The following is a 21955-nucleotide window of genomic DNA, read 5'->3' as shown; positions in this document are numbered from 1 at the left end:
AGTCGCGTCCGGCTGGAGGGGGTCAGAGCGCGTAGTGACTCAGTTCGCGGGCGATCAGCAGGCGCTGGACTTCGCTGGAGCCTTCGTAGATCTGGGTGATGCGCGCGTCGCGGTAGTAGCGCTCCACCGGGTAGTCCTCCAGGTAGCCGTAGCCGCCATGGATCTGCAGGGCGCTGGAGCACACGCGCTCGGCCATTTCCGAGGCAAACAGCTTGGCCTGGGAGGCTTCGGACAGGCACGCCTGACCGGCGCTTTTCAGGCGCGCGGCATGCAGTACCAGCAGGCGGCTGGCGTTGAGCCGGGTGTGCATGTCGGCGAGCAGGTTGGACACGCTCTGGTGCTCGATGATCGGCTTGCCGAACTGGACGCGTTCGCGGGCATAGCCCAGGGCAGCCTCGAAGGCGGCGCGGGCGATACCCAGCGCCTGGGCGGCGATGCCGATGCGGCCGCCTTCCAGGTTGGACAGGGCAATGGCCAGGCCCTTGCCGCGTTCACCCAGCAGGTTGGCCTCGGGGATGGTGCAGTCGTTCAGGGTCACCGCGCAGGTATCGGAGGCCTTGATGCCCATCTTGTGTTCGCTGCGGTCGACCACGAATCCGGGGTTGTCGGTGGGTACCAGGAAGGCCGACAGGCCCTTCTTGCCCAGCTGCGCATCGGTGACGGCGAAGACAATGGCCAGGCTGGCGCGCTTGCCGTTGCTGACGAACTGCTTGGCGCCATTGAGTACCCATTGGCCGTCGCGCAGTTCGGCACGGGTGCGCAGGTTGTGCGCCTCGGAGCCGGCCTGTGGCTCGGTCAGGCAGAAGCAGCCGATCGCTTGACCACTGACCAGCAGCGGCAGCCAGCTGTCCTGTTGCGCGGGGGTGCCGTATTTCAGCAGGGGGCCGCAGCCCACCGAGTTGTGGATGCTCATCAGCGCGCCGAGGGCACCATCGCCGGCCGAGATTTCTTCCACGGCCAGGGCGTAGGCCACATAGTCGGTGTAGCTGCCACCCCAGGTGTCCGGCACGACCATGCCCAGCAGGCCCAATTCGCCCATCTGCGCCACCACGGCGTCATCGATCCAGCCGGCCTTCTCCCAGGCCTGGGCATGGGGCGCGACTTCGCTGCGGGCGAAGTCGCGCGCCATGTCGCGGATCATGCGTTGTTCTTCGGTCAATTCGATATCGTGCATTGCAATGTCTCCTGCCGATCAGGCGGTGCGTGCGGGCTTGCCGGAGGCGCGTTCAAAGTCGTTGAAAAAGGCCTGCACCCGGGCAGGTACCAGCTCTGCCAGGGTTGGCGGGTTCCAGCGTGGGCACTTGTCCTTGTCGATGATCAGGGCGCGCACACCCTCCATCAGGTCGCCTTTTTCGAACCACTGGTAGTCCAGGTGCAATTCCAGGGCGAAGCACTCGGCCAGGCTCAGGTAACGACCACGGCGCAACAACTCAAGCGTCGCGGCCATCGCCAGTGGCGAGCGGCTGTCGAGCAGCTTGACCGTGTGCTCGGCCCAGTCCTGCAGCTCGGGACGTTGTTCGCGCTGCAGCGCGGCGTGAATGGCCGGGACATCGGGCAAGGCGAAATACTCGTCTATCGCCTGGCGACAGGCCTTGAGCTCGGACCCGGCAAGACGCTCGGTGGCCATGTCGGCGAGCAGGTCCTGCAAGTCTTCGTCGGGCGCGGCGGTCCAGTTCAGGTAGTCGAGGCAGGCATCCAGCTCGGCCAGCCGATCGCTGGGCAGGTAGTAGTCGGCAAGGTTCGCATAGAGGGCATCGGCGGCACGCACCTGGCAGCCGGTGAGACCCAGATAGGTTCCCAGTTCACCCGGCAGGCGCGGCAGGAAATAGCTGCCACCGACGTCGGGGAAAAAGCCGATGCCGACTTCCGGCATGCCCATGCGCGTGCGCTCGGTGATCACCCGCAATGAGGCCGCCTGGGCCAGGCCCATGCCGCCGCCCAGGACGAAGCCATCGAGCAGTGCCAGCACTGGCTTGGTGTAGCCATGCAGGTATTCGTCCAGGGCGTACTCTTCCTCCAGGAACAGCTCATGCTCGTTGTCGCCGGCCTTGTAGCTGTCGTACAGCATGCGGATGTCGCCACCGGCGCAGAAGGCCTTTTCACCGGCGCCGCGAATGGTCACGGCGACGATCTGCGGGTCCTGCTCCCACGCCCACAGGTGTCGGCAGAGCAGACGCACCATGGGCAGGTCCAGGGTGTTCAACGCGCTTGGCCGATTCAGTGTCAGGTGGCCGACGCGGTTGCGCACGCTGGCCAGCACCGGAGCTTGCTGCTCGCTCATGTTCAGGCTTCCCCGCGGAACAGGTTGATGATTGCGGAGAAATCCAGTCCGCCATTACCTTGCAGGCTGAAGGTCTGGTACAGCTGCTGGGCTACAGCCCCGAGCGCGACCGGCTGACGCGCGTGCCTGGCCGCTTCGGTGGCCAGGCCCAGGTCCTTGAGCATTAGGTCGCTGCCGAATCCGCCGCTGTAGCCGCGCGAAGCCGGAGCGTTTTCCAGTACGCCCGGGAACGGATTGTTGACCTCCGAGCTCCAGCAGCGACCGCTGGAGGTATTGATGATCCCGGCCAATACCTTGGCGTCCATCCCGAGGGCCACACCCAGGGCCATGGCTTCGGCGACGCCGACCATGGAGATGCCGAGCAGCATGTTGTTGGCGATCTTGGCCACCTGGCCGTTGCCCGCCGCACCGCAGTGCACGATGTTCTTGCCCATGGCCGAGAGGATCGGCAGGGCCTGGTCGAATACGCTGTCCGGGCCGCCGACCATAAAGGTCAGGGTGCCTGCCACCGCGCCGCCGGTGCCGCCGGATACAGGCGCGTCGAGCATCGGGTTGCCTTGGGCAAGGGCGTACTTGGCCACCTCGCGGGTGCTCAGCGGGTCGATGGTCGAACTGTCGATCAACAACACGCCTGGGCCAATATTGGCCAGCAGGCCGTCCTTGCCGCGATAGACCTGCTTCACGTGTTCAGCGGTCGGCAGCATGGTGATGATCACCTCAACCCTGGCCTTGGCCACGGCGGCGGGGGAGTCGGCGGCGCTGGCGCCGGCCTCCACCAAGGCGGCGACCGCCTGGGGGAAGGGGTCGAAGACGGTCAGGCTGTGGCCGGCCTTGAGCAGGTTGCGGGCCATTGGGCCGCCCATGTTGCCGAGGCCGAGAAATCCGATATGCATGTTGGCTACCTTTTACGATAGGGGGCAGTGGCGCAGGAAATCCTGCGCGCGCTTGTCGTCGGCCGACGTCGGGCGCCGGCCGGCAAAGGTCATTTCAGGGTGATGGTGGTGTTCACCGCGCCGCCGGTGTCGTCCTCGTCGAACCAGCGCTGGGTGATCGTCTTGGTCTGGGTGTAGAAGGTCACCACTTGCTTGCCGTAGGGACCCAGGTCGCCCAGCTTGGAGGCGCGCGAGCCGGAGAAGGAGAACAGCGGGACCGGTACCGGGATTGGCACGTTGATGCCCACCTGGCCGACGTCGATCTCTTCCTGGAAGTGACGCGCGGCAGCACCGGAACGGGTGAACAGGGCGGTGCCGTTGCCGTTCGGGTTGGCGTTGATGATCTCGATCGCCTCGTCCAGGTTGGCGGCGTGCATCACGCACAGCACCGGGCCGAAGATCTCTTCGCGGTACACCGACATTTGCGCGGTGACGCCGGAGAAAATGGTCGGGCCGACGAAGTTGCCGTCCTGGTAGCCCGGCACGCTCGGGTTGCGCCCATCCAGCTCAAGCCTGGCGCCTTCTTCGACACCGCTGGCGATCAGACCGTTGACGCGCTCCAGGGCAGCGCAGGAAATCACCGGGCCGATGTCGGTGCCCGGCTCGGTGCCGCCATTGATCTTGAGGGTTTTGGTCCGCTCGATCAGGTCCGGCAGCCAGGTTTGCGCTTCACCCACGAGGATCACCACCGGCAGAGCCATGCAGCGTTGGCCGGCGGCCCCGAAAGAGGCGCCCAGCAGGTTGTTCAGGGTCTGCTGCCGGTTGGCATCGGGCAAGACGATGGCATGGTTCTTCGCACCCATCATGCACTGCGCGCGCTTGCCGTTCTGGGTGGCGCGGTTGTAGACGTGGGTGCCGACCTTGGTCGAGCCGACGAAAGACACGGCCTTGATGTCCGGGTGATCGCAGATCAGGTTCACCGCGTCGACGCCGCCGTGGATGACGTTGAGCACGCCCTTGGGCACCCCGGCCTCCAGCGCCAGTTCCACCAGGCGCATGGTCACCAGCGGATCCTGCTCGGACGGCTTGAGGACGAAGGTGTTGCCGGTGGCAATGGCCATCGGGAACATCCACAGCGGGATCATCGCCGGGAAGTTGAACGGGGTGATGCCGGCGCACACGCCCAGCGGTTGTAGCAAGGTGTAGGTGTCGACGCCATTGGCCACGTTGTTGGCCAGTTCGCCCATCTGCAGATTACCGATGCTGGCGGCGTGCTCGACCACTTCGAGGCCGCGGAACACGTCACCTTCGGCATCCGGCAGGGTCTTGCCTTGCTCGGCGGTCAGCAGGGCGGCCAGTTCCTTGATGTTCTCGCGGATCAGTTGCTGGTACTTGAGAAAGACCCGGGAGCGGGCACCGATCGGAGTCTTGCGCCAGGTCTTGAAGGCTTGCTTGGCGCTGGCCACGGCGGCGTTCATTTCCTCGGCGGTGGCGAAGGGGACGCGGGCCAGGACTTCCTGGGTGGCCGGGTTGACCACGTCGCGCCACTGAGTGCTGCGCGATTCGACGAATTCGCCGTTGATGAGGAGCTTGACGCTTGGAATGCTGGAAGAGGTCATTTTCAGTTCTGCCTACTTTCTTTGGGTCGAGTTAAGCCACTCGGCCTGGGTGGCCGAGCGGTCAGATTTGTATTCAGGAAGGGCCGGCGTGCCGGCCCGGGGTTCAGCCTTTGAGTTGCGGGAAGTCTTCTTCGAAGTATTCCTGCGGGCCACGTGCGTCGCCCTGGCGACGCTGCGTTTCCATTTGCCGCAGTTCCACCCGGCGGATCTTTCCGGAGATGGTCTTGGGCAACTCGCTGACAAATTCGATACGCCGTACCCGCTTGTAGGGCGCCAGGTGCTCGCGGGCGAACGCGAAGATGCTGCCGGCCAGTTCGTGGCTACCCTGGGCTTCATGGGCCAGGATCAGATAGGCCTTGGGCACTGCCAGGCGCACAGGGTCGGGGCTTGGCACCACGGCCACTTCCATCACCGCCGGGTGCTCGATCAGCGCGCTTTCCAGTTCGAAGGGGCTGATACGGTAGTCGGAGGCCTTGAACACGTCATCGGCCCGGCCGACGAAAGTGATGTAGCCCTCTTCGTCGATCTGCGCGGTGTCGCCGGTGCGGTAGTAGCCGTCGCGCATCACTTCGGCGGTCTTTTCCGGGCTGTCCTCGTAGCACAGCATCAGGCCGAGCGGACGCACGTCCAGGGGCAGGGCCACTTCACCTTCGTTACCCGGCACGCCATCAGGGTCGAGCATGGTCACTCGGTAGCCCGGCAGCGGACGGCCCATGGACCCCGGCTTGAGCCGCTGGCCGGGCGTATTGCCGACCAGGGCGGTGGTCTCCGACTGGCCGAAGCCGTCGCGCAGCAACAGGCCCCAGGCATGCAGGATCTGCTCGATGATCTCCGGGTTGAGCGGTTCACCGGCGCCCACCAGTTCCCGCAGGCGCAGGCGTGACTTGTAGCTGGCCAGGTCTTCCTGGATCAGCATGCGCCACACGGTCGGCGGCGCGCACAGGCTGGTGACGCCGTAGCGTTCCAGCACGCCGAGCAGGGCTGGCGCGCTGAAGCGTGCTGTGTTGTGGATAAAGATGCAGGCACCGGCATTCCATGGTGCGAAGAGGCAGCTCCACGCGTGCTTGGCCCAACCCGGGGACGAAATGTTCAGGTGCAGGTCGCCCGGCTGCAGGCCGATCCAGTACATGGTCGAGAGGTGGCCGACCGGGTAACTCTGGTGACTGTGCAGCACCATTTTCGGCTTGGAAGTGGTGCCGGAGGTGAAGTACAGCAGCATCGGGTCGGTGGCCAGTGTGCGGCCCTCGGCTTCGAACTGCTCGGAATGTTCGCAGGCGGCGCTGTGCGGGGTCCAGCCGGCGGGGGACGGCCCGACGCAGATGCGGCTGCAGCCTTCACCCAGCCCGACGAACTTGTCGACATGGGCGCTACCGACTACCAGGTGGGAAACATGGCCGCGCTCGATGCGGTCGCGCAGGTCATCGGGGGTCAGCAGGGCGGTGGCGGGAATGACGACGGCGCCGAGTTTGAAGGCGGCCAGCATGGTTTCCCACAAGGCAACGTCGTTACCGAGCATCAGCAGGATGCGTTCGCCGCGGCGCACGCCCTGGGCACGCAGGTGATTGGCCACCTGGTTAGAGCGTGCTGCCAGTTGCTGGAAGCTGTAGCGTTGTTCGCTGCCGTTCTCTTCGACGATCCACAGGGCATTGGCCTGGTTGCCCTCGGCCATGGCGTCGAAGTAATCCAGCGCCCAGTTGAATTCGCTCAGTTGCGGCCAGCGGAAGTCACGCACGGCGGTGGCGTAGTCGGTACGGTGGGCCAGCAGGAAGTCGCGAGCGGCCAGGAAGGGTTGGCAGTGGTTGTTCATTGGAGTCTCCCGAGGCGCGCACGGGTACCTGAAAGTGCGGAGACAACGGCAAGCAAGGATGGCTTCACGATGGGTGCCCTGTTTATTTTTATTGGGACTGACCTGGTTCATGGCCAGGCGGTTGAATCGAGTATAGGCAGGCATAAATCAAATAAGAATGCTCAAAAAGTCCGGTACGTTGTGCAAAAAAACACAGGCTTGCGGCATCCCTGATGCGCTGCAAATGCACAAGGCGGGCACTGCCCGCACCGTCAAGCGATGCAAGCAGCGCCCGCCTTGTGCGGGTACTTACCAGAGCGCCAGGGTATAGCTGAGGATCAGGCGGTTCTCGTTGAGATCGTTACCGAAGTGAGCGGTGCGCACCGTGGCGTTGCGCCACTTCAGACCGACGTTTTTCAGCGGGCCGCTCTGTACCACGTAGCCGATGTCGGTGTCGCGCTCCCATTCGCGGCCGTCGGGCTTGCCGGCGCCCAGATCGATGCTGTCGCCGGACAGGTAGCGGGTCATGAAGGTCAGGCCGGGAATGCCCAGCGCCGCGAAGTTGTAGTCGTAGCGCGCCTGCCAGGAACGCTCGTCCTTGTTGGCGAAGTCGTTGATCTGCACGAAGTTGACCAGGAAGGCATCGCTGCCATTGACGTAGGCAAAGCCGGTTTCGCCGCTCATGCGTTGGTAGCCCAGACCCAAGGCATGGCCACCCAGGGCATAGGTGAACATGGCGCCGAAGGCGTTGTTGTCGATGTTGCTGTTGCCGTCGTCGGTGGAGCGGGCGTAGCGCAGGTCGCTCTTGAACGTCTGGCCTGCGCCCAGCGGCAGTACGTGGACCAGATTGAACTGGTGCTGGTGGTAGAAATCGTCCAGGCCGCCGTAGTGGTAGCCCGTGTTCAGCCGGTCGTTCCACTGGTAGGCAAGGCCGGCGAAATTGAAGGCGTCGCTGCGGGCCTGGCCACTGACAATGCCCTTGGCGCCGGTGGTGGTGATGGTCATTTTCTCGTAGTCCGAGGAGTCGCGCTGGTTGACCCGATCCAGGCGCCCCGCATCGACGCTCAGGCCTTTGATCTCCTGAACGTTCAACTGGCCACCGCGGAATGTTTGCGGCAACAGGCGCGAGTCATTGGCCAGCAGCACCGGCAACTTCGGGGTCAGGGTGCCGAGCTTGAGCACGCTGTTGGACGCCTTGAACTTGGCCGTCAGGCCCAGTTCGCCATACTCGTCCTTGGCGCGCCTGGGCCGCTGGCTGTCGCGCTTGAGCAGGCCGGAGCCGGCGCGATCGGGACTGGAGTCGAGCTTGATGCCGAGTTGGCCGAGGGCATCGATACCGACACCGATCATGCCGTCGGTATAACCGGATTCGTAGCGCAGCAGGAAGCCCTGGGCCCATTCTTCCTGCTTGGACTGGGCGGCATTTGCCTGGCGGAAGTCGCGGTTGAAGTAGAAGTTGCGCGTTTCCAGTCTGGCCGTGCTGTCTGCCAGGAAGTCGGCGTGAGCCTGTGCGGCGAGGCCGCTGCCGGCCAGGAGCAGGGTAAGGGTGGTGGGTTTCATTGGATGCCTTTTGTTGTTTTTGTTGTCGACGAGCCGCTCCCGCGCCGTTTGGAGTTGGCGAGGGAAGGGCGCATTTGGGGTGTCCTGCGCCGAGGGGCGCAGGTCGGGCGTAAAAAAGCGCGAAGCAAAGGAGCGGACTCGCGCTCGGGGCGTCAGCCCCGGAAAAAGCAGTGTCAGTGACTGCTGGCCATGGCAGCTCCAAGGCCGGTCTGGGCACGGACGAACTGGTCGGCATAGGCGGCGCGCTCGCGGTCGGCGCGCTCGCTGCGGTCAAGCCTGGAAGCCACCACTATGACCAGGAAGGCCAGTGGCATGGAGAAAAGCGCCGGCTGGTCGTAAGGGAAGAGCGCCTGGGCATGCCCCAGTACGCCGACCCACACCGACGGCGAGCCGATCACCAGAGCCAAGGCGCTGACTAGGCCGGTCAGGCCGCCATAGAGGGCGCCGCGTGTGGTCAGGCCGCCCCAGTACATGGCCATGATCAGTACCGGGAAATTCGCCGAGGCGGCGATGCCGAACGTCAGGCCGACCAGGAAGGCGATGTTCTGGCCCTCGAACAGAATGCCGAGGGCAATCGCAACGATGCCCAGGCAAACGGTGGCGATGCGCGACACGCGCATTTCCTGTTTCTCGTCGGCGCAGCCCTTCTTCAATACCGAAGCGTAAAGGTCATGGGAGATGGCCGAGGCACCGGCCAGTGCCAGGCCGGCCACCACCGCGAGAATGGTGGCGAAAGCCACGGCAGAGAGGAAACCGAGAAACAGGTTGCCGCCCACCGCCTTCGCCAGGTGCATGGCCACCATATTACCGCCGCCAATCATGGCCCCGCCGAGCTTGCCATCGACGTAGTACTGAGGGTCCGTGCCGACGATGACGATGGCGGTATAGCCCAGGACGCAGACCACCAGGAAGAAGAAGCCGATGAACACTGTGGCGAACAGCACCGATTTACGCGCCTCCTTGGCATTGGGCACAGTGAAGAAACGCATCAGGATGTGCGGCAAGCCGGCAATGCCGAAGACCAGTCCGAGGGATAAGGACACCGCGTTGATCGGGTCGGCCAGCAAGGTGCCGGGGCCCATGATCTGCACGCCGCTGGCATGCACGGCCACAGCCTGGGCGGCCAGCGTCTCGAAGCTGAAGTCGAAGCGACTCAGGGCCATCAGCACCAGGGTGGTGCCGCCCGCCAGCAGCAGGACTGCTTTGGTGATCTGTACCCAAGTGGTGGCGAGCATGCCGCCGAAGATCACATAGACCAGCATCAGCAGTCCGACTACCACCACCGCCGTGCGGTAGTCGAGACCGAACAGCAGTTTGATCAGTTGACCGGCACCGACCATCTGCACCACCAAATAACAGCACACCACGGTCAGCGATCCGAGGGCGGCGAAGCTGCGCACGCGGGTTTGATCGAGGCGGTAGGAGACGATGTCGGCAAAGGTGTAGCGCCCCAGGTTGCGCAAGCGCTCGGCCATCAGGAAGGTGACGATGGGCCAGCCGACGAAGAAGCCGATGATGTAGACGAAGCCGTCGTAACCCTTGGCGAATACCATGCTCGACAGGCCCAGCAGAGTGGCCGCCGACATGTAGTCACCGGCAATGGCCAGGCCGTTCTGGAAGCCGGTGATACCGCCACCGGCGCTGTAGAAATCGGCCGCGGAGCGGGTGCGTCGTGCCGCCCACCAGGTGATCAGCAGGGTGGCGAGGACGAAGACGAAAAACATGCCGATGGCGTGCAGGTTGAGCGGTTGCTTCTGCGCAATGATGGGCTCGGCATGGGCCAGCACAGGGCTGAGGGCGAGAAGGGCGGACAGGCGTTTCATGCGCGGGACTCCTGCAGGATCTGCGAGCTGAGTACATCGAAGCGGGTGTTGGCGCTGTGCACGTACCAGGCGGTGAGTAGCCAGGACAACAGGATGATCGTCACGCCGATTGGCATGCCGAGGCTGAGGTGGCTGCCGTCGTACAGCGGCAGGTGCAGCCAGGCAGGGGCGAAAGCCACCACCATGATGAAGCTGTAGTAGATAGCCAGGACCGCGCCGCTCAGCGTCCAGGCCAGCAGTGAACGCTGGCGCGCGAGGCGCTGGAACTTGGGGTTGGCCCTGACCCGTGCACAGGTCTGGACGTGGTTCGGGTGGTCGGTCGTCATGGTGAGGCTCCGCATTTGTAGTTGTTTTTGTTGTTCGGCCTTTTGAGGGGCGTACGGGTACCCGGGCAGCGACCCGATGCGGGACGCCACCTGAATGCTGATGTGCTGGAGTTATTGCCGCCCGGAGGACCTTGCGGTGGAGAGAGGGCGGTGCGCGAGGGCGGCGTGGTGCCGCCGCTCGGGCCGACGGCAGACAAGAATCGTGGCCGCGATTGCGCCGTTGCGCAGTTGCTTGTGTCCGGCGTGCAAGCCGGTGTTTATCCATGCGCTCATGCTGTCAGCCCTCGATATTTATTATTGGGGAGGGTGCCTTCCCGGCCTGAAAACGACGCTGGCCAAGCTGGGTGAGATGCGAGTATATAAGTGCATATTTCCCATATGTATTGGCAGAAAAGCCCGATGGATATGCAAAAACGCACAACGCAGAACCCACTGAACTGGGACGACTTGCGCTTCTTCCTCGAAGTTGCCCGTGCCCGCACCGCCAGCGGCGCGGCCCGCCGCCTGGGAGTGGACTACACCACGGTGTCACGGCGCATCCGCGCCCTGGAGCAGTGCCTGGGCGCCCTGTTGTTCGAGAAATCGCGGACTTCCGGTTTTGTCCTGACCGTGGAGGGGCAGCGTCTGGTCGGCCACGCCGAATCCCTGGAAAGTACGCTGCTGGTAGCCTGCGAGCAGGTTTTCGGCACCACCGGGGGACTCTCCGGGCACCTGCGTATCGGCTGTACAGAAGCCTTCGGGACCTGTTTCATCACTGCGCAGATGAGCCACTTCCTCGAGCACTACCCGAATATCTCGGCGGACATCTTGCCGGTCCCGCACTTCATCAATCTGTCACGGCGCGAGGCGGACATCGCCATCACTCTGGAACGGCCCGAGCGTGGTCCGTACGTGTGCTCGCGGCTGTGCGACTACCGCTTGCGCCTGTATGCAACGCCAGAGTACCTGGCCAATCATCCGCCGATCAGCTGTCGCGAGGACCTGGCCGGCCACCCGTTCGTGACCTACGTCGAAGACCTGGCTTTCAGCTTCAAGCTGCTTTACCTGAACGACCTGATGCCCGGCGCCAACAGCCGCCTGCGCAGCACCAGCGTGGTGGCCCATTACCACGCAGCCCTGGAAGGGCGGGCGCTGGCGATCCTGCCTTGCTTCCTCGCCGGCCCCGATCCCCGCCTGTGCGAAGTGCTGCCCGGTGAAGTGGAGATCACGCGACAATTCTGGATGTACTACAGCGAAGATCTGCGCAAGCTGAAGCGGATCACTCTGGTGGCCGAGTACCTGCGTGCTTGTGCGCAACTGAATCGTCCGCTGCTGATGGGCGAGTCACGTGTGATGGGCTATCTGCCGTCACCCTGAGGGGGGAGTTGTGCAGCCAGAAGTAAAGCGAAGTGCCGGTTGGCGAAAAGACTTGAAAACAGCCATGAACACTCAACCGCTATGGTTTTGCTGCGTGATCATCGTCGATTTGGGGAACGTCCGCCGGTTTCTTCTGCGGAACTATAAAACTCACAGTCGTACGGGTGAGGATCTTGTGAGTCGGGTCGGCCACTTCAAGAAGAACCTTGTGAGTGCCGGGCGTCAATCCAACCAGGATGATCGGGTCTTCGCTGGTGTGCGCCCATGTACCTTTCCAGTCATCGACGGTCACGTGAAGGTGACCGAGACGTGGTGACACTTCAACAGCTGCTTTGCCAAATACCGGCATGATCCTGGCGTGTTCTGCCCGGTACTGGATAATGACAACACCGCGGGCGAGTGGCTCGGCAAGCGGCGGGTAGGCAATGAGTGTTGGCGCAGTCTCGGATTCCAATGGAAGTATTGCCGGAGGGGAATCGGTGTCTGCTACCCCTTGTCCGCACACGGCTGTGCAAAAGAAGACACCCAAAGCCAGGGCCAATAGATTTCCGGGAGCGAGGGACATGGTTTTTTTTCCGCGTGATTTCATTCAAGCCTAGATCAAACCGAGTATCTTCCAGTGTTTATTTGAATTCGAAATCACTCACGTATTTCATTCGTGCCATCCAGGCATGTTGACCATGGACGACTCAGCGCTTGTAACGCAGCGCGTCCACCACTACGCCGAACGCTGAAGAATGCTCACGGCGATTGGGGTAGTAAAGGTGGTAACCGGCAAAAGGTTGGCACCAGTCTTCGAGTACCCGCACAAGGCTTGCGTCGGCAAGCTCCCTGGCGACCATATCTTCTGGCAGAAAACCCAAGCCGCATCCCGCGACGGCGGCGCGCAGGATCGGCACGCTGCTGTTGAACGTCCATTGTCCTTCGACACGCGCCTTGAGTTCGTGACCGTCCTTTTCGAAATCCCATTGCATCAGGTTCCCGTGGGTGGGCAGGCGCAAATTGATGCAGTTCTGGGTGGCCAGATCCCTTGGTTCTTTCGGAATTGGCCGCTGTTTGAAGTATTCGGGAGACCCCACTACGGCGATGCGCAACGGGGGGCCGATCGGCACGGCGATCATGTCCTTGGCCACCTGGTCGCCCAGGCGCACGCCTGCGTCGTAACGCTGGGCGACGATGTCGGAGAGGGCGTAGTCGACGGTGATTTCGACCTTGATGTCCGGGTAGTCGGGAAGCACCTTCAACAGCTTGGGCCAAAGGATGTTGTTCGCCGCGTGTTCGGATGCTTGAATCCGCACGTTGCCTGCCGGGGTATCGCGAAACGCGCTGACCGCGGCCAGTTCAAGCTCGATTTCGTCGAAGCGCGGCGCCATGGACTGGTACAGCCGTTGACCGGCCTCGGTAGGGGATACGCTGCGGGTGGTTCGGGTCAGCAGGCGAACGCCGAGCCTGGTTTCGAGGGCGCGCATAGTGTGGCTCAGCGCGGACTGCGAGACGCCTAGCTGTGCGGCAGCGCGAGTGAAGCTGCCTTCGCGGGTGATGACCACGAAGGCTTGCAGATCGTTGAGGTTGGCGCGGGACATTGATGAAAACCTCTCATGCGGAGCGCGGGATTATTCCATGTAATCAGGTTCCGCATGGATGCGCGATCCTCCAACGAGCCAGTCACAAGGTTCTGGCGTAGAACGGCGTCAACTTGCCGAGAGCTGCGTCCACATACTTGGGCACCCAGTAGGTTTCGATGTGCGTTGCGCCGTCGATGATGAACAACTCCTTGTCTTTCGTGCCGGTGGCCTTGGGGAACGCATCCTGGGTCATGTACAGGCTGTCGGCCTTGCTGCCGGCGATCATCAGCAACGGCTGATTGATCAATTCGATCTGGTGGTTGGCGTCGAAACGCATCAGGTCCAGCAGGCTGCTGGTGGTGTATTTGAAGGTCGAGTCAGGGTGCGCGTGCGTCTTCCAGTAGTACTCGTAACCCTGGCGATACAAGGCGAACGGCAGTTTGGCGATCTGCTCGTCGGTGAGGTTGGCATCACCGGAATAGAGCACCTCGCCGCCGGCCGCTTCCTGGGCGCGGGCAGCGGAAGCCTGTTGCAGGCGTTGCTCGATAGTGTCCAGTTGCGAGTCGTTGTAGCCGTTGCGACGCACTCGGCCTGAGTTGAACATGCTCACGGTCGCCACCGACTTGAATCGCTTGTCGGTTTGCGCGGCAGCCAACGAGTAGCCACCGCCACCGCAGATGCCGAGCAAGCCCAGACGCTTGTCGTCGACGCCAGCATACTGAGTGATGAAGTCCGCCATGCCGTGGATATCCTCGATACGATACGCCGGCTTGTCGATGTTGCGCGGTTGTCCGCCACTTGCGCCTTGATACGCGGCATCGGCGGTGATCGTGATGTAGCCTTGTTCAGCCAGTCGCTGGGCATAAAGACCGGCGACTTGCTCTTTCACGCCGCCGTTCGGGTGCGCCACTACCACCGTCGGGTAGACCTTCTTCGCATCGTAGTTGGCAGGGGTGTAGACGTTGGCAGCGATGTCCAGGCCATTGAGCTTGTAGCTGACCGGGTGGATGTTGACCTTGCCGGGCTCGTTCTTGGTAATTGCACCGTCGTAAGCCAGGGTGAACGGGTTCTTTTTGTAGTCGGCGGCACCGGCTTCGCCGGCAGACATACCGACCATGGCGGCCATCAGCGAGGCTTTCAGAAGGGGGTTTCTCATCAGAGTCTCCGGAGCATTGAAAAGGAGGCGTTTGAAAAAGTGTTCTGTAGCCGTCAATCCAGATGTTTTTCTGTCAGAAACCCGGACACCAGGTCCGCAATCTGCACGTTGTTCAAGTCCGACATGGGGAAGTGGGTGTTGCCCTTGATGCCAATCTCCGGCAAGTGAATCAGCCTCACGTCACCGCCGTGCCGGTTGACGGCGTCACGCCAAAGCCGAGCCATGGTGAGGCGGGCGCGCCAACTGTCCTGGGCGGGCAGGTCGACGGCCTGCTCCGGGATGTTGTCGCCGTAGAGGATCAGGATCGGAATGCGCGTGAGCGCCATGAACTGATCCATCGGCACCGCTGCGCCTTGCACGGTGTCGAACGCGCTGGGAATCGGCGCGGGTACTTCACCCTGCGCGAAGACGAAGCTGCTGCCCGGCTCGAAAGCCACGATGGCCTTTACCTTGTTGTTCTTGATCGCCGTCAACCAGCCCGGTCCGCCACCCTGCGAGTGAGTGAACAGGACGCCGGGGCCGATTTTGTCGAACACCGCCGACACGCCATTGGAGACCACGCCCATGTCGAACGGCCCGGTGTTCGGCGTCATCGCACGGAAGAACTGGTCGCGGGTTTGCGCATCCCGGGCAACCTGCACACCCTCGAAATAGTCGGGCCACAGGCCGATGCGGAACTGGTTGAACCACAGCTGCTCGTCCGGGACAGGCTTGACCGTTGCCTCGACCATGCTGCGCCCGGCATTGCCACGACGCGGCTGGTCGATCAGATACACGCCGTACTGGCGACGCAGAAAGATGTTCTGGAAGCCTTCGCGGCCATCCGCGGTGGTTTCCCAGGTCTTGGAGAACTGGCCTGCGCCGTGCCACATGACGATGGGCAGTTTTCGCGCATCGACCGGGATCTGGTAGAAGGTGTAGGCATGGTCGCCGTGGTAGGTCTGTCCATCGGGTGTCATGGGCTTGCGTGGGTTGAACGATCCCGGTGCGGTGGTCATCGTCCCGCCGGCGGCGAAGCTGCCTTGCTCCTGAATCATCAAGGGAGCAGCGGCATTGGCATGGCTTGCAGCAGCGGCAAGCGCGCTCAGCAGGGCAACGCCCAGCAGGTTTTTTCCAGTCTTCATGTTCAACCTCCCGAGGCAGCAAGTGCCTGTGCCAGGGCTGTGTCTGCACGTTTGGCGGATTGTTCATCGCCGTGCGTGTCCAGTACCTCGATGACCTTGCGCAATTGCTCCACGCTCAACCCAACCCGCAGGCTCGCCCGCATGTGCGAGCGCAATTGCGATTCCACACCCGGCGTTGCGGCCAGCGCGCCGACGGTCGCCAGCTCCCGGCTTTGCCAGTCGAGGTTGTCGCGCTCGAAGATGTCGCCGAACAGGTGGGTTTGCAGAAACTGGTTGATGACCGGGGCGAAATCGAACACCGGCCCCTTGACCGGGCCACCCGAGATACGGGTTTGATTGGCCGTTCCCGCCGCGAGCAACGCCTCGCCGGTTGCAATGGCACGGCTGGGTTCACGTCCAGGCGCATCCTGGATGCCACGTTGTTGGCGCGCTTGCACCACCGTCATCAGTTCATTCAACGCATTGAGGCTGCGGGGGAAGCCGACATAGGCGTAGAGCTGCACCAGGGTTTCCTTGGTCTCGCTGACCGTCAGGCCGGCGTCCAGGCCTTGGTTCAAGGCAGCGTTGAGCCTGGGCATGTCACTGGTCGCCATGAACGCTGCGATCAGTGGAATGGCCTGTTGCCTGGCCGACAGCGTTTGGGCTGCAGGTTGTGTGCTGGTCATGGGTTGCGATGCCTCGGCTTTGCGGGTGGCAACATCCGACACCAACCCAAGGCCCAGGCACAGGGCTATGAGCGCGGGGAGGGGGTCGGTCTTGCGATGTGCGATCGGTGTGTCAGTGGTCATTGTGGAAGGCTCCATCCATTGCTCATCACTGCCTTGCGGGCGGTGTTCGGGTGAGGTTTGATCTACAACAAACAGCTACATGCCCTGCGCGGGCGATTGACCTTCGTATTGCGCATCCGAAACCTTTTCCGCCCAGGTGACAGCCTTGCCGTCCACGGCTTCGGCGATGGCGATGTGAGTCATTGCGTTGGTGGCCGTCGCGCCATGCCAGTGACGTGTTTGCGGCGGGATCCAGACAATGTCGCCCGGACGGATTTCCTGACGTGGACCATTCTCTTGCTGCACATAGCCGACCCCGGCAGTGACGATCAGCGTTTGCCCCAGCGGATGGGTATGCCACGCCGTGCGCGCGAAAGGCTCGAAGGTCACCGTGCCACCGCCGATGCGGGCAGGGGAATCACCCTTGAACAGGCCATCAACCCGAACCGTACCGGTGAAGTTTTCTGCAGCGCCCGTGACGGAGGGCTGGGAGCCGGCGTGGGTGATGCGGATCTCATTGGAGGACTGGGCGCAGGCTTCCCCGGCCATGAGCGATAAGGCCACCAATGGGGCGATCAAGGGATTCATCAATGTTGCTCCTACACGACGGGAGGCGCGGTTTCACCCAAAATTCCCGCTTTTGATGGTCAGGCTGCACGTCAGTGATGTCGGCTGGGTGCAGGACCGCTGGGGAAACAGTAAGCGAGCTAACGGATGAGCACTAGATGGGTAAATCGGCAAGGGTTCATGAGGTATGCTCATCAATCTGTGTAGGAGCGAGCTTGCTCGCGATGGAGGTCAACGATGATGCGGGAAACCAGACTTGTCGCGGCGTCCTCTGGCTTTTCGCGAGCAAGCTCGCTCCTGCAAGGGCCGGCATGTGATTGGAGAGTGGGAGTGAAGGCAAAGGACCCGCCAGGGCGGCGGGTCCGAAGGGGGATCACAGTTTCGGCAATTGCCCGATGCGGCCCATCATTTCGGTCACGATCTGCAAGTCCAGCAGGAACTGCTCTGTGGTCTTGAACTCGTTGTCGTTGTGACCGGTGTATTTGACGTTCGGCATGGCCAGGCCGAACTGCACGCCGTTGGGCAGTTCATGCACGGAGGTGGCGCCGGCGGAGGTGCCGAACTTGTGTTCCATGCCGAGGTTTTCGCTGGCCACCGCAAGCAGGGCCTTGACCCATTCACCCTCGGGGTTGCGGTACATCGGTTCGGCAATCGACAGGTCGAAGGTCGGTGTGATTCGGGTCTTCTTGCTCCAGGCGTCCAGTTTTGCGGAGATTTCGGACTTGAGCACTTGCGGTGTCTTGCCCTTCGGCACGCGCAGGTTGACCGCGAGCTTGAAGACCTTGTCATCCATCCCGACATAGGTCAGGGACGTGGTCAGCGGGCCCATGAACTCATCGGCAAAGCCGACCCCCAACTTGCCACCCAGGTAGTCGAGCCCCCAGTTGTCGGCGGCGTAGCGGGCGGCGTCTGTGATCTGGTTGTGCTTGAGCGCGACCTTGCCGTCCAGGCCATTGATGAAGTCGAGCATCCTGGCCACCGGGTTGACGCCGGACTCGGGCTCGGAGGAGTGGGCGGACACACCGGTGACCGTCAGTTTGACGTCCTTGCCGTCGACCTTGGCGGCGACCTCGAAGTTGCCACCGTTACGCGTGACATATTCGGTGCCGGCCTTTTGCAGGCTGGCGGCCAGTTCGGCGGGCTTGTCGGTCACCAGGGTCGCGACCGATGTCGACGGAATCTGGTTGGTGGCCAGGCCGCCGGTCATCGAGGTGATTTCTGCACCTTTGCCTTGCGCGGCGCGCTTGGCGAAGCTGGCCATGACCGTGCCGTAGCCTTTCTCGGCGATCACCACCGGGTAGCCGCCATCCAGCGCCAGGTTGTAGTTGGGAGTGGGGTTGCGTTCGAAGTAGTAGGGGATGGCGTCGCCCGTGGTCTCTTCGGTGGTGTCGACCAGCAGCTTGAAGTTGCGGGCCAGCGGCAGCTTCTCTTCCTTGATGATCTTCATGGCGTAGAGCGCCACCACGATGCCGTTCTTGTCATCCTCGGTGCCACGGCCATACATGCGATCGCCGATCAGGGTGACCTTGAACGGGTCGAGGCGGGTGCCGTCCTGCAGCACCCAGTTTTCCGGCGTCACCGGCACCACATCGGCATGGGCGTGGATGCCCACGACTTCATCGCCGCTGCCTTCCAGGGAGATCTCGTAGACGCGGTTGTCGACGTTGCGAAAGTTCAGGTTGAACGCCTGGGCCAGGCCCTTGATCTTCTCGGCAATCTTGATGAATTCGGGGTTGTCGTGCTGGGCCACACCGTCCACGTTCACGGTAGGAATGGCCACCAGCTCCTTCAAGGTTTCGGTGGCCGCGCTGCCGTATTTCACCCGGGCATAGAGGCCAAGCAAACGATGGATTTCGTTTTGTTGCTCAGCGGTAAGCGTCTTGTTGTCGAGGAAGGCGCTGATGGCCGGACGGAGGTCGTCGGTCCTGGCGATATCGCTCTTGGCCAGGCTTCCCAGGAACTGCCTGAAATCCTTGACCGACGCATCACTGAAGGTCTTGAGGATGATCGCGCTCTGTTGCGGGGTGATGTTGGCGTGGGCTGCGGTGGTGAACGACGAAAGGCTCGCGAGCATCAAAGTAGTCGCAGCCAGGTGCTTGAGGGAAAAATCCATTGTTGGGGGCATTCCTTTGCAGACGGTTTGTAGGAAATATCTGATCGGTCGATCAGAAAGTTTTCAAAACTAACACCGCGAGCGTGTGAAACGGGAGCCCCTGAAGTGGGATCTGTCGCACAGAAATGTAAAAGCGGCGCAGAAATGAAAAACCGCTCTATCAATGCTTGCATTCCGCCATCACCACTTTGCAGGTACTTGGCGTGCCGCCGGATCGGCCGGAATAGCGTATGCAATTACTCAGGGATTTCTGGCGAGCCATGTCCAGGGTGTCGCCCCAGGCGAGGCCACCTTCGCCGACAGTGGGTAGGGCTTTTGCATAGCAGACCGAGCCGGTGCCGGTGCCGGTGTCGGGGGGTGAATACCGGGCCGTGCCGGCTTTGCCTGAACAGCCGGCTATCAGCGCCAGATCGACGACGAGCAGCGATAGCAGGATCCATGACGACCATGGGCGCGCAGTGTGTCCCGTCATCCCGGTTCCCCTGTAGCAAGAGGCGCATTTGAGATCGTACCTGGCCGGATCAGGGCTGAGGCACACTCTTACTCTGAGCCTATCCTTGCGGCATCGATCCTGCTGCTCCTTTCGTCCGCTTTCCTGAGTTCAGTGTGTCTGGCGTCCGACAGTCGGGCCGAGGTCGCTACAGACCACTGAACATGCTGATGATCACGGCATTGACCAGGTCAATGAAAAAGCCGCACACCAGCGGCACGATCAGGAAGGCCTGGTGCGCCGCGCCGTACTTTTGCGTCACGGTCGACATGTTGACGATGGCCGTCGCCGTGGAGCCGAGGGCGATCCCGCCGAACCCGGAAGCGATCACGCTGGCTTCGTAGTTGCGCCCCATAAAGCGGAAGACCACAAAATACGTATAGGCGACCGTCAGCAGGATTTGCAGGGTCAATGCGCACAGAATGAACATCAACGCGCCGCTGAGTTGCCATAGCTGAAGCCCCATCAGGGCCATGGTCAAGAACATGCCCAGGCAGATATCGGAGATCAGCGACAGGCCCAGGCTGGCACCGCTCCAGGTTTTCAGTCGCTGGTCACCGACAAAGGCCAGGACGAGGTGGTGGATGACGATGCCCGCGAACAGGCAGCTGACAAATTTGGGCAGGGTGATGCCGGCATCGACCAGCAGCAGGTTGAGTCCATAGCCGAGCATCAGGGTCAGGTTGAGCCACATCCAGGCCCAGAGCACGTCGTAGTAGTCCAGCGTCTTGCCCGGTTGTTGCTCGAGAATGCCGACTTCCAGCTCCGCATCCCCGGACGGCGTCAGTTGATAACGGCGTATCAGCTGGTTGGCGATAGGGCCGCCGATGACGCAAGCGGCAATCAGGCCGACGGTGTTGCTGGCGATACCCAGTTCGTGGGCGTTACCGATGCCCAGTTTTTCGACGAAAAGCGGTGCCCAGGCCAGGGTGGTGCCCACCCCACCGGTGAGGGAAATGGAGCCCACCATCAAGCCCGCCTTGGGATCAAGTCCAAACGCCTGGGCCACGCCCATGCCCAGGGAGTTCTGCAACAGGATGAACACGGCGGCGAGCAACAGCAGGATCAGCAGCGGGCGCCCACCCTTGAGCAATTGGCGCATGTCCGACTTCAAGCCAATGCCGGCAAAGAAATAGAGCAGCAGGGTGTCGCGAACTTGCAGATTGAATTCGATCTGGATATTCAGGCCGAAGTACAGCAAGGACGTCACCGCCGCACAGACGAAGCCGCCGACCACCGATTCGGGGATACAGTATTGACGCAGAAAGGTGTTGTGCTGGACGAGGGTCTTGCCGAGGAATAGCAGGAGGATGGCGAGTGTAAAACTCACGAGGCCGTGAACCTGGAAGAGCTGTGAAGTCATTTAAGGCCCGCCTAAATATTGAAAAATCATTATCAGGATTCGGTCTTTCAATGTTTTGACTTGTATCAATGAACGGTCGAAACAGCCTTGCTCGTCCAGATGGCTTCCCAATCATCAGGTGCGTCTGTGCGCCAGGGGTGAGGACAGCCTAGCCTAAACGGGAAAGCCCATCCGGTTTAGCACAGGCCGCCATCACGCTCCCGATGGCCAGTCAGACGGTGACTTCAGCGCTTGATCAGAGAAATCTTCGTTCCCTCGATACTGATCCCCGCCATTAATCCTTGCTGGTCGAAGATGAATGCGTAGGCGTCGTCTTTGAGCGTCGAGCTGGACAGGTTCTTCGCAACCCCTTCATCCACCACGACAACCGTTGGCCCCACACCGATTTCCCAGCCCTTGGTTTTGGCGACATAGTCCACGGCTTTGTCGGTCATCAGGAAAACCGCATAGCCGTACGACTGGGCGCCGGCCTGCAGCCCCCATGAACCGCTGACGGAGTTGTAGTAGTTCTCGACTTTCGTGCCCTTCATCAAGACGCCTTCACCATAGCTGCCGCCGAACACAAGTCCCGCCTTGATGATGTTCGGGAAAACCAGCACAGCCTTGGCTTGGTGCGAGATGGTTTCGGAAAATGGATGGGTCTTGTAGAGCGTTTGCAACGCTTGTCGAGCGTCGGTATTCAGATCCTCGGCGGTGGCCGCTGCGGCATTGTTCAGGAAACCGGCCGATGCCAATGTTGCAATCGCGAGGAAGAACGAGAGGAAGAAGCGCATTGATTGAGTCATTTGCGTACTCCGCTGAGGGAGCATGGGATGAGAGCAGCGGCAAGTGCCTGCATCAGGCAGGAATCGAACCCACTGAGGTTATCCGACGCACCCTGAAATGTGTGAATTGCAGGCATCGCTTGTGAGTGAAACCGGCCACTGGGCCACTGATCAATTGCGCTGCCATCAGCTGTTGTGACCACGGCGCAATGACCGGGTTCGCTGTCAGTTCTGCTTCTGCCCGCCAGTTTCATCTTGCGAAGGATTGAAATGGGTTCCTCACGCGCTCAATGCAGGCAGCAAAAGGCCCGCGCAATGGCGGGCCTTCTGTTTGGGGTCAAATCCTTTTGTGCTTCCAATCTGCGCCCCGACTTGTGAGCGTTTCGTGAAAAGCATGTCGTAGCAATGAAAAAAGCCTGGCGT

Annotated in this window: 19 protein-coding genes; 1 reads left to right on the top strand and 18 read right to left on the bottom strand. The window is 62.0% G+C overall.

The window, feature by feature from the left end; genetic code table 11:
- Positions 1-22: 22 nt before the first annotated feature.
- The 8 genes from AC07W4_RS04110 to AC07W4_RS04075 all read right to left on the bottom strand — a co-directional run bounded on the left by AC07W4_RS04110 (position 23) and on the right by AC07W4_RS04075 (position 10267).
- Complete coding sequence (locus tag AC07W4_RS04110; protein WP_008050927.1) at positions 23-1174, bottom strand: acyl-CoA dehydrogenase family protein; 1152 nt, start codon at positions 1172-1174, stop codon at positions 23-25.
- An 18-nt stretch (positions 1175-1192) separates the two neighbouring features.
- Entirely contained in the window at positions 1193-2281 is a 1089-nt protein-coding gene (locus AC07W4_RS04105; protein WP_495031593.1) for an enoyl-CoA hydratase/isomerase family protein, read from the bottom strand.
- 2 nt (positions 2282-2283) lie between these two features.
- Entirely contained in the window at positions 2284-3174 is an 891-nt protein-coding gene (mmsB, locus tag AC07W4_RS04100) for a 3-hydroxyisobutyrate dehydrogenase (protein WP_495031592.1), read from the bottom strand.
- 89 nt (positions 3175-3263) lie between these two features.
- Positions 3264-4772, bottom strand: a complete 1509-nt coding sequence (locus AC07W4_RS04095; RefSeq protein ID WP_495031591.1) for a CoA-acylating methylmalonate-semialdehyde dehydrogenase — start codon at positions 4770-4772, stop codon at positions 3264-3266.
- 103 nt (positions 4773-4875) lie between these two features.
- Positions 4876-6579, bottom strand: a complete 1704-nt coding sequence (locus AC07W4_RS04090; protein ID WP_495031590.1) for an AMP-binding protein — start codon at positions 6577-6579, stop codon at positions 4876-4878.
- Positions 6580-6867: 288 nt separating this feature from the next.
- Positions 6868-8118 carry an OprD family porin gene (locus tag AC07W4_RS04085; protein ID WP_495031589.1) on the bottom strand — a complete coding sequence of 417 codons (1251 nt, stop codon included), beginning with the start codon at positions 8116-8118 and terminating at the stop codon, positions 6868-6870.
- Between the two features lie 173 nt (positions 8119-8291).
- On the bottom strand, positions 8292-9941 hold the full coding sequence (locus tag AC07W4_RS04080; RefSeq protein ID WP_495031588.1) for a cation acetate symporter: 1650 nt from the start codon (positions 9939-9941) through the stop codon (positions 8292-8294).
- Entirely contained in the window at positions 9938-10267 is a 330-nt protein-coding gene (locus AC07W4_RS04075; protein WP_495031587.1) for a DUF485 domain-containing protein, read from the bottom strand. Before AC07W4_RS04075 ends, AC07W4_RS04080 begins: the two co-directional genes overlap by 4 nt.
- A 405-nt stretch (positions 10268-10672) precedes the next feature.
- Between AC07W4_RS04075 and AC07W4_RS04070 the strand changes: the two genes are divergently transcribed.
- A complete protein-coding gene (locus AC07W4_RS04070; RefSeq protein WP_495031625.1) occupies positions 10673-11623 on the top strand; it encodes a LysR family transcriptional regulator in 951 nt (316 codons plus the stop codon).
- 79 nt (positions 11624-11702) lie between these two features.
- Here AC07W4_RS04070 and AC07W4_RS04065 read toward each other — a convergent pair whose 3' ends face one another.
- The 10 genes from AC07W4_RS04065 to AC07W4_RS04020 form a co-directional block, all read right to left on the bottom strand.
- Positions 11703-12188, bottom strand: a complete 486-nt coding sequence (locus tag AC07W4_RS04065; protein WP_495031586.1) for a DUF6130 family protein — start codon at positions 12186-12188, stop codon at positions 11703-11705.
- Between the two features lie 124 nt (positions 12189-12312).
- Positions 12313-13206 (bottom strand): LysR family transcriptional regulator, encoded by an 894-nt coding sequence (locus AC07W4_RS04060; RefSeq protein WP_495031585.1) that lies wholly within the window; start codon positions 13204-13206, stop codon positions 12313-12315.
- 82 nt (positions 13207-13288) lie between these two features.
- Complete coding sequence (locus AC07W4_RS04055) at positions 13289-14344, bottom strand: alpha/beta hydrolase (protein ID WP_495031584.1); 1056 nt, start codon at positions 14342-14344, stop codon at positions 13289-13291.
- 53 nt (positions 14345-14397) lie between these two features.
- Positions 14398-15468: an alpha/beta hydrolase gene (locus AC07W4_RS04050; RefSeq protein ID WP_495031583.1), complete on the bottom strand. Its 1071-nt coding sequence runs from the start codon at positions 15466-15468 to the stop codon at positions 14398-14400.
- Between the two features lie 2 nt (positions 15469-15470).
- Positions 15471-16256, bottom strand: a complete 786-nt coding sequence (locus tag AC07W4_RS04045; protein ID WP_495031582.1) for a carboxymuconolactone decarboxylase family protein — start codon at positions 16254-16256, stop codon at positions 15471-15473.
- 75 nt (positions 16257-16331) lie between these two features.
- On the bottom strand, positions 16332-16823 hold the full coding sequence (locus AC07W4_RS04040; protein ID WP_495031581.1) for a (R)-mandelonitrile lyase: 492 nt from the start codon (positions 16821-16823) through the stop codon (positions 16332-16334).
- Between the two features lie 352 nt (positions 16824-17175).
- A complete protein-coding gene (locus AC07W4_RS04035) occupies positions 17176-18915 on the bottom strand; it encodes a dipeptidase (protein WP_495031580.1) in 1740 nt (579 codons plus the stop codon).
- A gap of 160 nt (positions 18916-19075) precedes the next feature.
- A complete protein-coding gene (locus AC07W4_RS04030) occupies positions 19076-19387 on the bottom strand; it encodes a hypothetical protein (protein ID WP_495031579.1) in 312 nt (103 codons plus the stop codon).
- Positions 19388-19553: 166 nt separating this feature from the next.
- Positions 19554-20768 carry a sodium/glutamate symporter gene (gene gltS / locus AC07W4_RS04025; RefSeq protein WP_495031578.1) on the bottom strand — a complete coding sequence of 405 codons (1215 nt, stop codon included), beginning with the start codon at positions 20766-20768 and terminating at the stop codon, positions 19554-19556.
- A 224-nt stretch (positions 20769-20992) separates the two neighbouring features.
- A complete protein-coding gene (locus AC07W4_RS04020; RefSeq protein ID WP_008050579.1) occupies positions 20993-21553 on the bottom strand; it encodes a lipid-binding SYLF domain-containing protein in 561 nt (186 codons plus the stop codon).
- Between the last annotated feature and the right edge of the window lie 402 nt (positions 21554-21955).

It is taken from the genome of Pseudomonas sp. GW821-FHT02A08 (genome assembly GCF_059422045.1).
Note: the sequence above shows the minus strand (reverse complement) of the source record. Positions and strands in the feature narration are given on the sequence as shown.

What these genes read in the sequence shown, in the direction of transcription:
- AC07W4_RS04110 (WP_008050927.1), bottom strand. Translation starts at nt 1,174, where the DNA reads ATGCACGATATCGAATTGACCGAAGAACAACGCATGATCCGCGACATG.
- AC07W4_RS04105 (WP_495031593.1), bottom strand. Translation starts at nt 2,281, where the DNA reads ATGAGCGAGCAGCAAGCTCCGGTGCTGGCCAGCGTGCGCAACCGCGTC.
- mmsB (WP_495031592.1), bottom strand. Translation starts at nt 3,174, where the DNA reads ATGCATATCGGATTTCTCGGCCTCGGCAACATGGGCGGCCCAATGGCC.
- AC07W4_RS04095 (WP_495031591.1), bottom strand. Translation starts at nt 4,772, where the DNA reads ATGACCTCTTCCAGCATTCCAAGCGTCAAGCTCCTCATCAACGGCGAA.
- AC07W4_RS04090 (WP_495031590.1), bottom strand. Translation starts at nt 6,579, where the DNA reads ATGAACAACCACTGCCAACCCTTCCTGGCCGCTCGCGACTTCCTGCTG.
- AC07W4_RS04085 (WP_495031589.1), bottom strand. Translation starts at nt 8,118, where the DNA reads ATGAAACCCACCACCCTTACCCTGCTCCTGGCCGGCAGCGGCCTCGCC.
- AC07W4_RS04080 (WP_495031588.1), bottom strand. Translation starts at nt 9,941, where the DNA reads ATGAAACGCCTGTCCGCCCTTCTCGCCCTCAGCCCTGTGCTGGCCCAT.
- AC07W4_RS04075 (WP_495031587.1), bottom strand. Translation starts at nt 10,267, where the DNA reads ATGACGACCGACCACCCGAACCACGTCCAGACCTGTGCACGGGTCAGG.
- AC07W4_RS04070 (WP_495031625.1), top strand. Translation starts at nt 10,673, where the DNA reads ATGCAAAAACGCACAACGCAGAACCCACTGAACTGGGACGACTTGCGC.
- AC07W4_RS04065 (WP_495031586.1), bottom strand. Translation starts at nt 12,188, where the DNA reads ATGTCCCTCGCTCCCGGAAATCTATTGGCCCTGGCTTTGGGTGTCTTC.
- AC07W4_RS04060 (WP_495031585.1), bottom strand. Translation starts at nt 13,206, where the DNA reads ATGTCCCGCGCCAACCTCAACGATCTGCAAGCCTTCGTGGTCATCACC.
- AC07W4_RS04055 (WP_495031584.1), bottom strand. Translation starts at nt 14,344, where the DNA reads ATGAGAAACCCCCTTCTGAAAGCCTCGCTGATGGCCGCCATGGTCGGT.
- AC07W4_RS04050 (WP_495031583.1), bottom strand. Translation starts at nt 15,468, where the DNA reads ATGAAGACTGGAAAAAACCTGCTGGGCGTTGCCCTGCTGAGCGCGCTT.
- AC07W4_RS04045 (WP_495031582.1), bottom strand. Translation starts at nt 16,256, where the DNA reads ATGACCACTGACACACCGATCGCACATCGCAAGACCGACCCCCTCCCC.
- AC07W4_RS04040 (WP_495031581.1), bottom strand. Translation starts at nt 16,823, where the DNA reads ATGAATCCCTTGATCGCCCCATTGGTGGCCTTATCGCTCATGGCCGGG.
- AC07W4_RS04035 (WP_495031580.1), bottom strand. Translation starts at nt 18,915, where the DNA reads ATGGATTTTTCCCTCAAGCACCTGGCTGCGACTACTTTGATGCTCGCG.
- AC07W4_RS04030 (WP_495031579.1), bottom strand. Translation starts at nt 19,387, where the DNA reads ATGACGGGACACACTGCGCGCCCATGGTCGTCATGGATCCTGCTATCG.
- gltS (WP_495031578.1), bottom strand. Translation starts at nt 20,768, where the DNA reads ATGACTTCACAGCTCTTCCAGGTTCACGGCCTCGTGAGTTTTACACTC.
- AC07W4_RS04020 (WP_008050579.1), bottom strand. Translation starts at nt 21,553, where the DNA reads ATGACTCAATCAATGCGCTTCTTCCTCTCGTTCTTCCTCGCGATTGCA.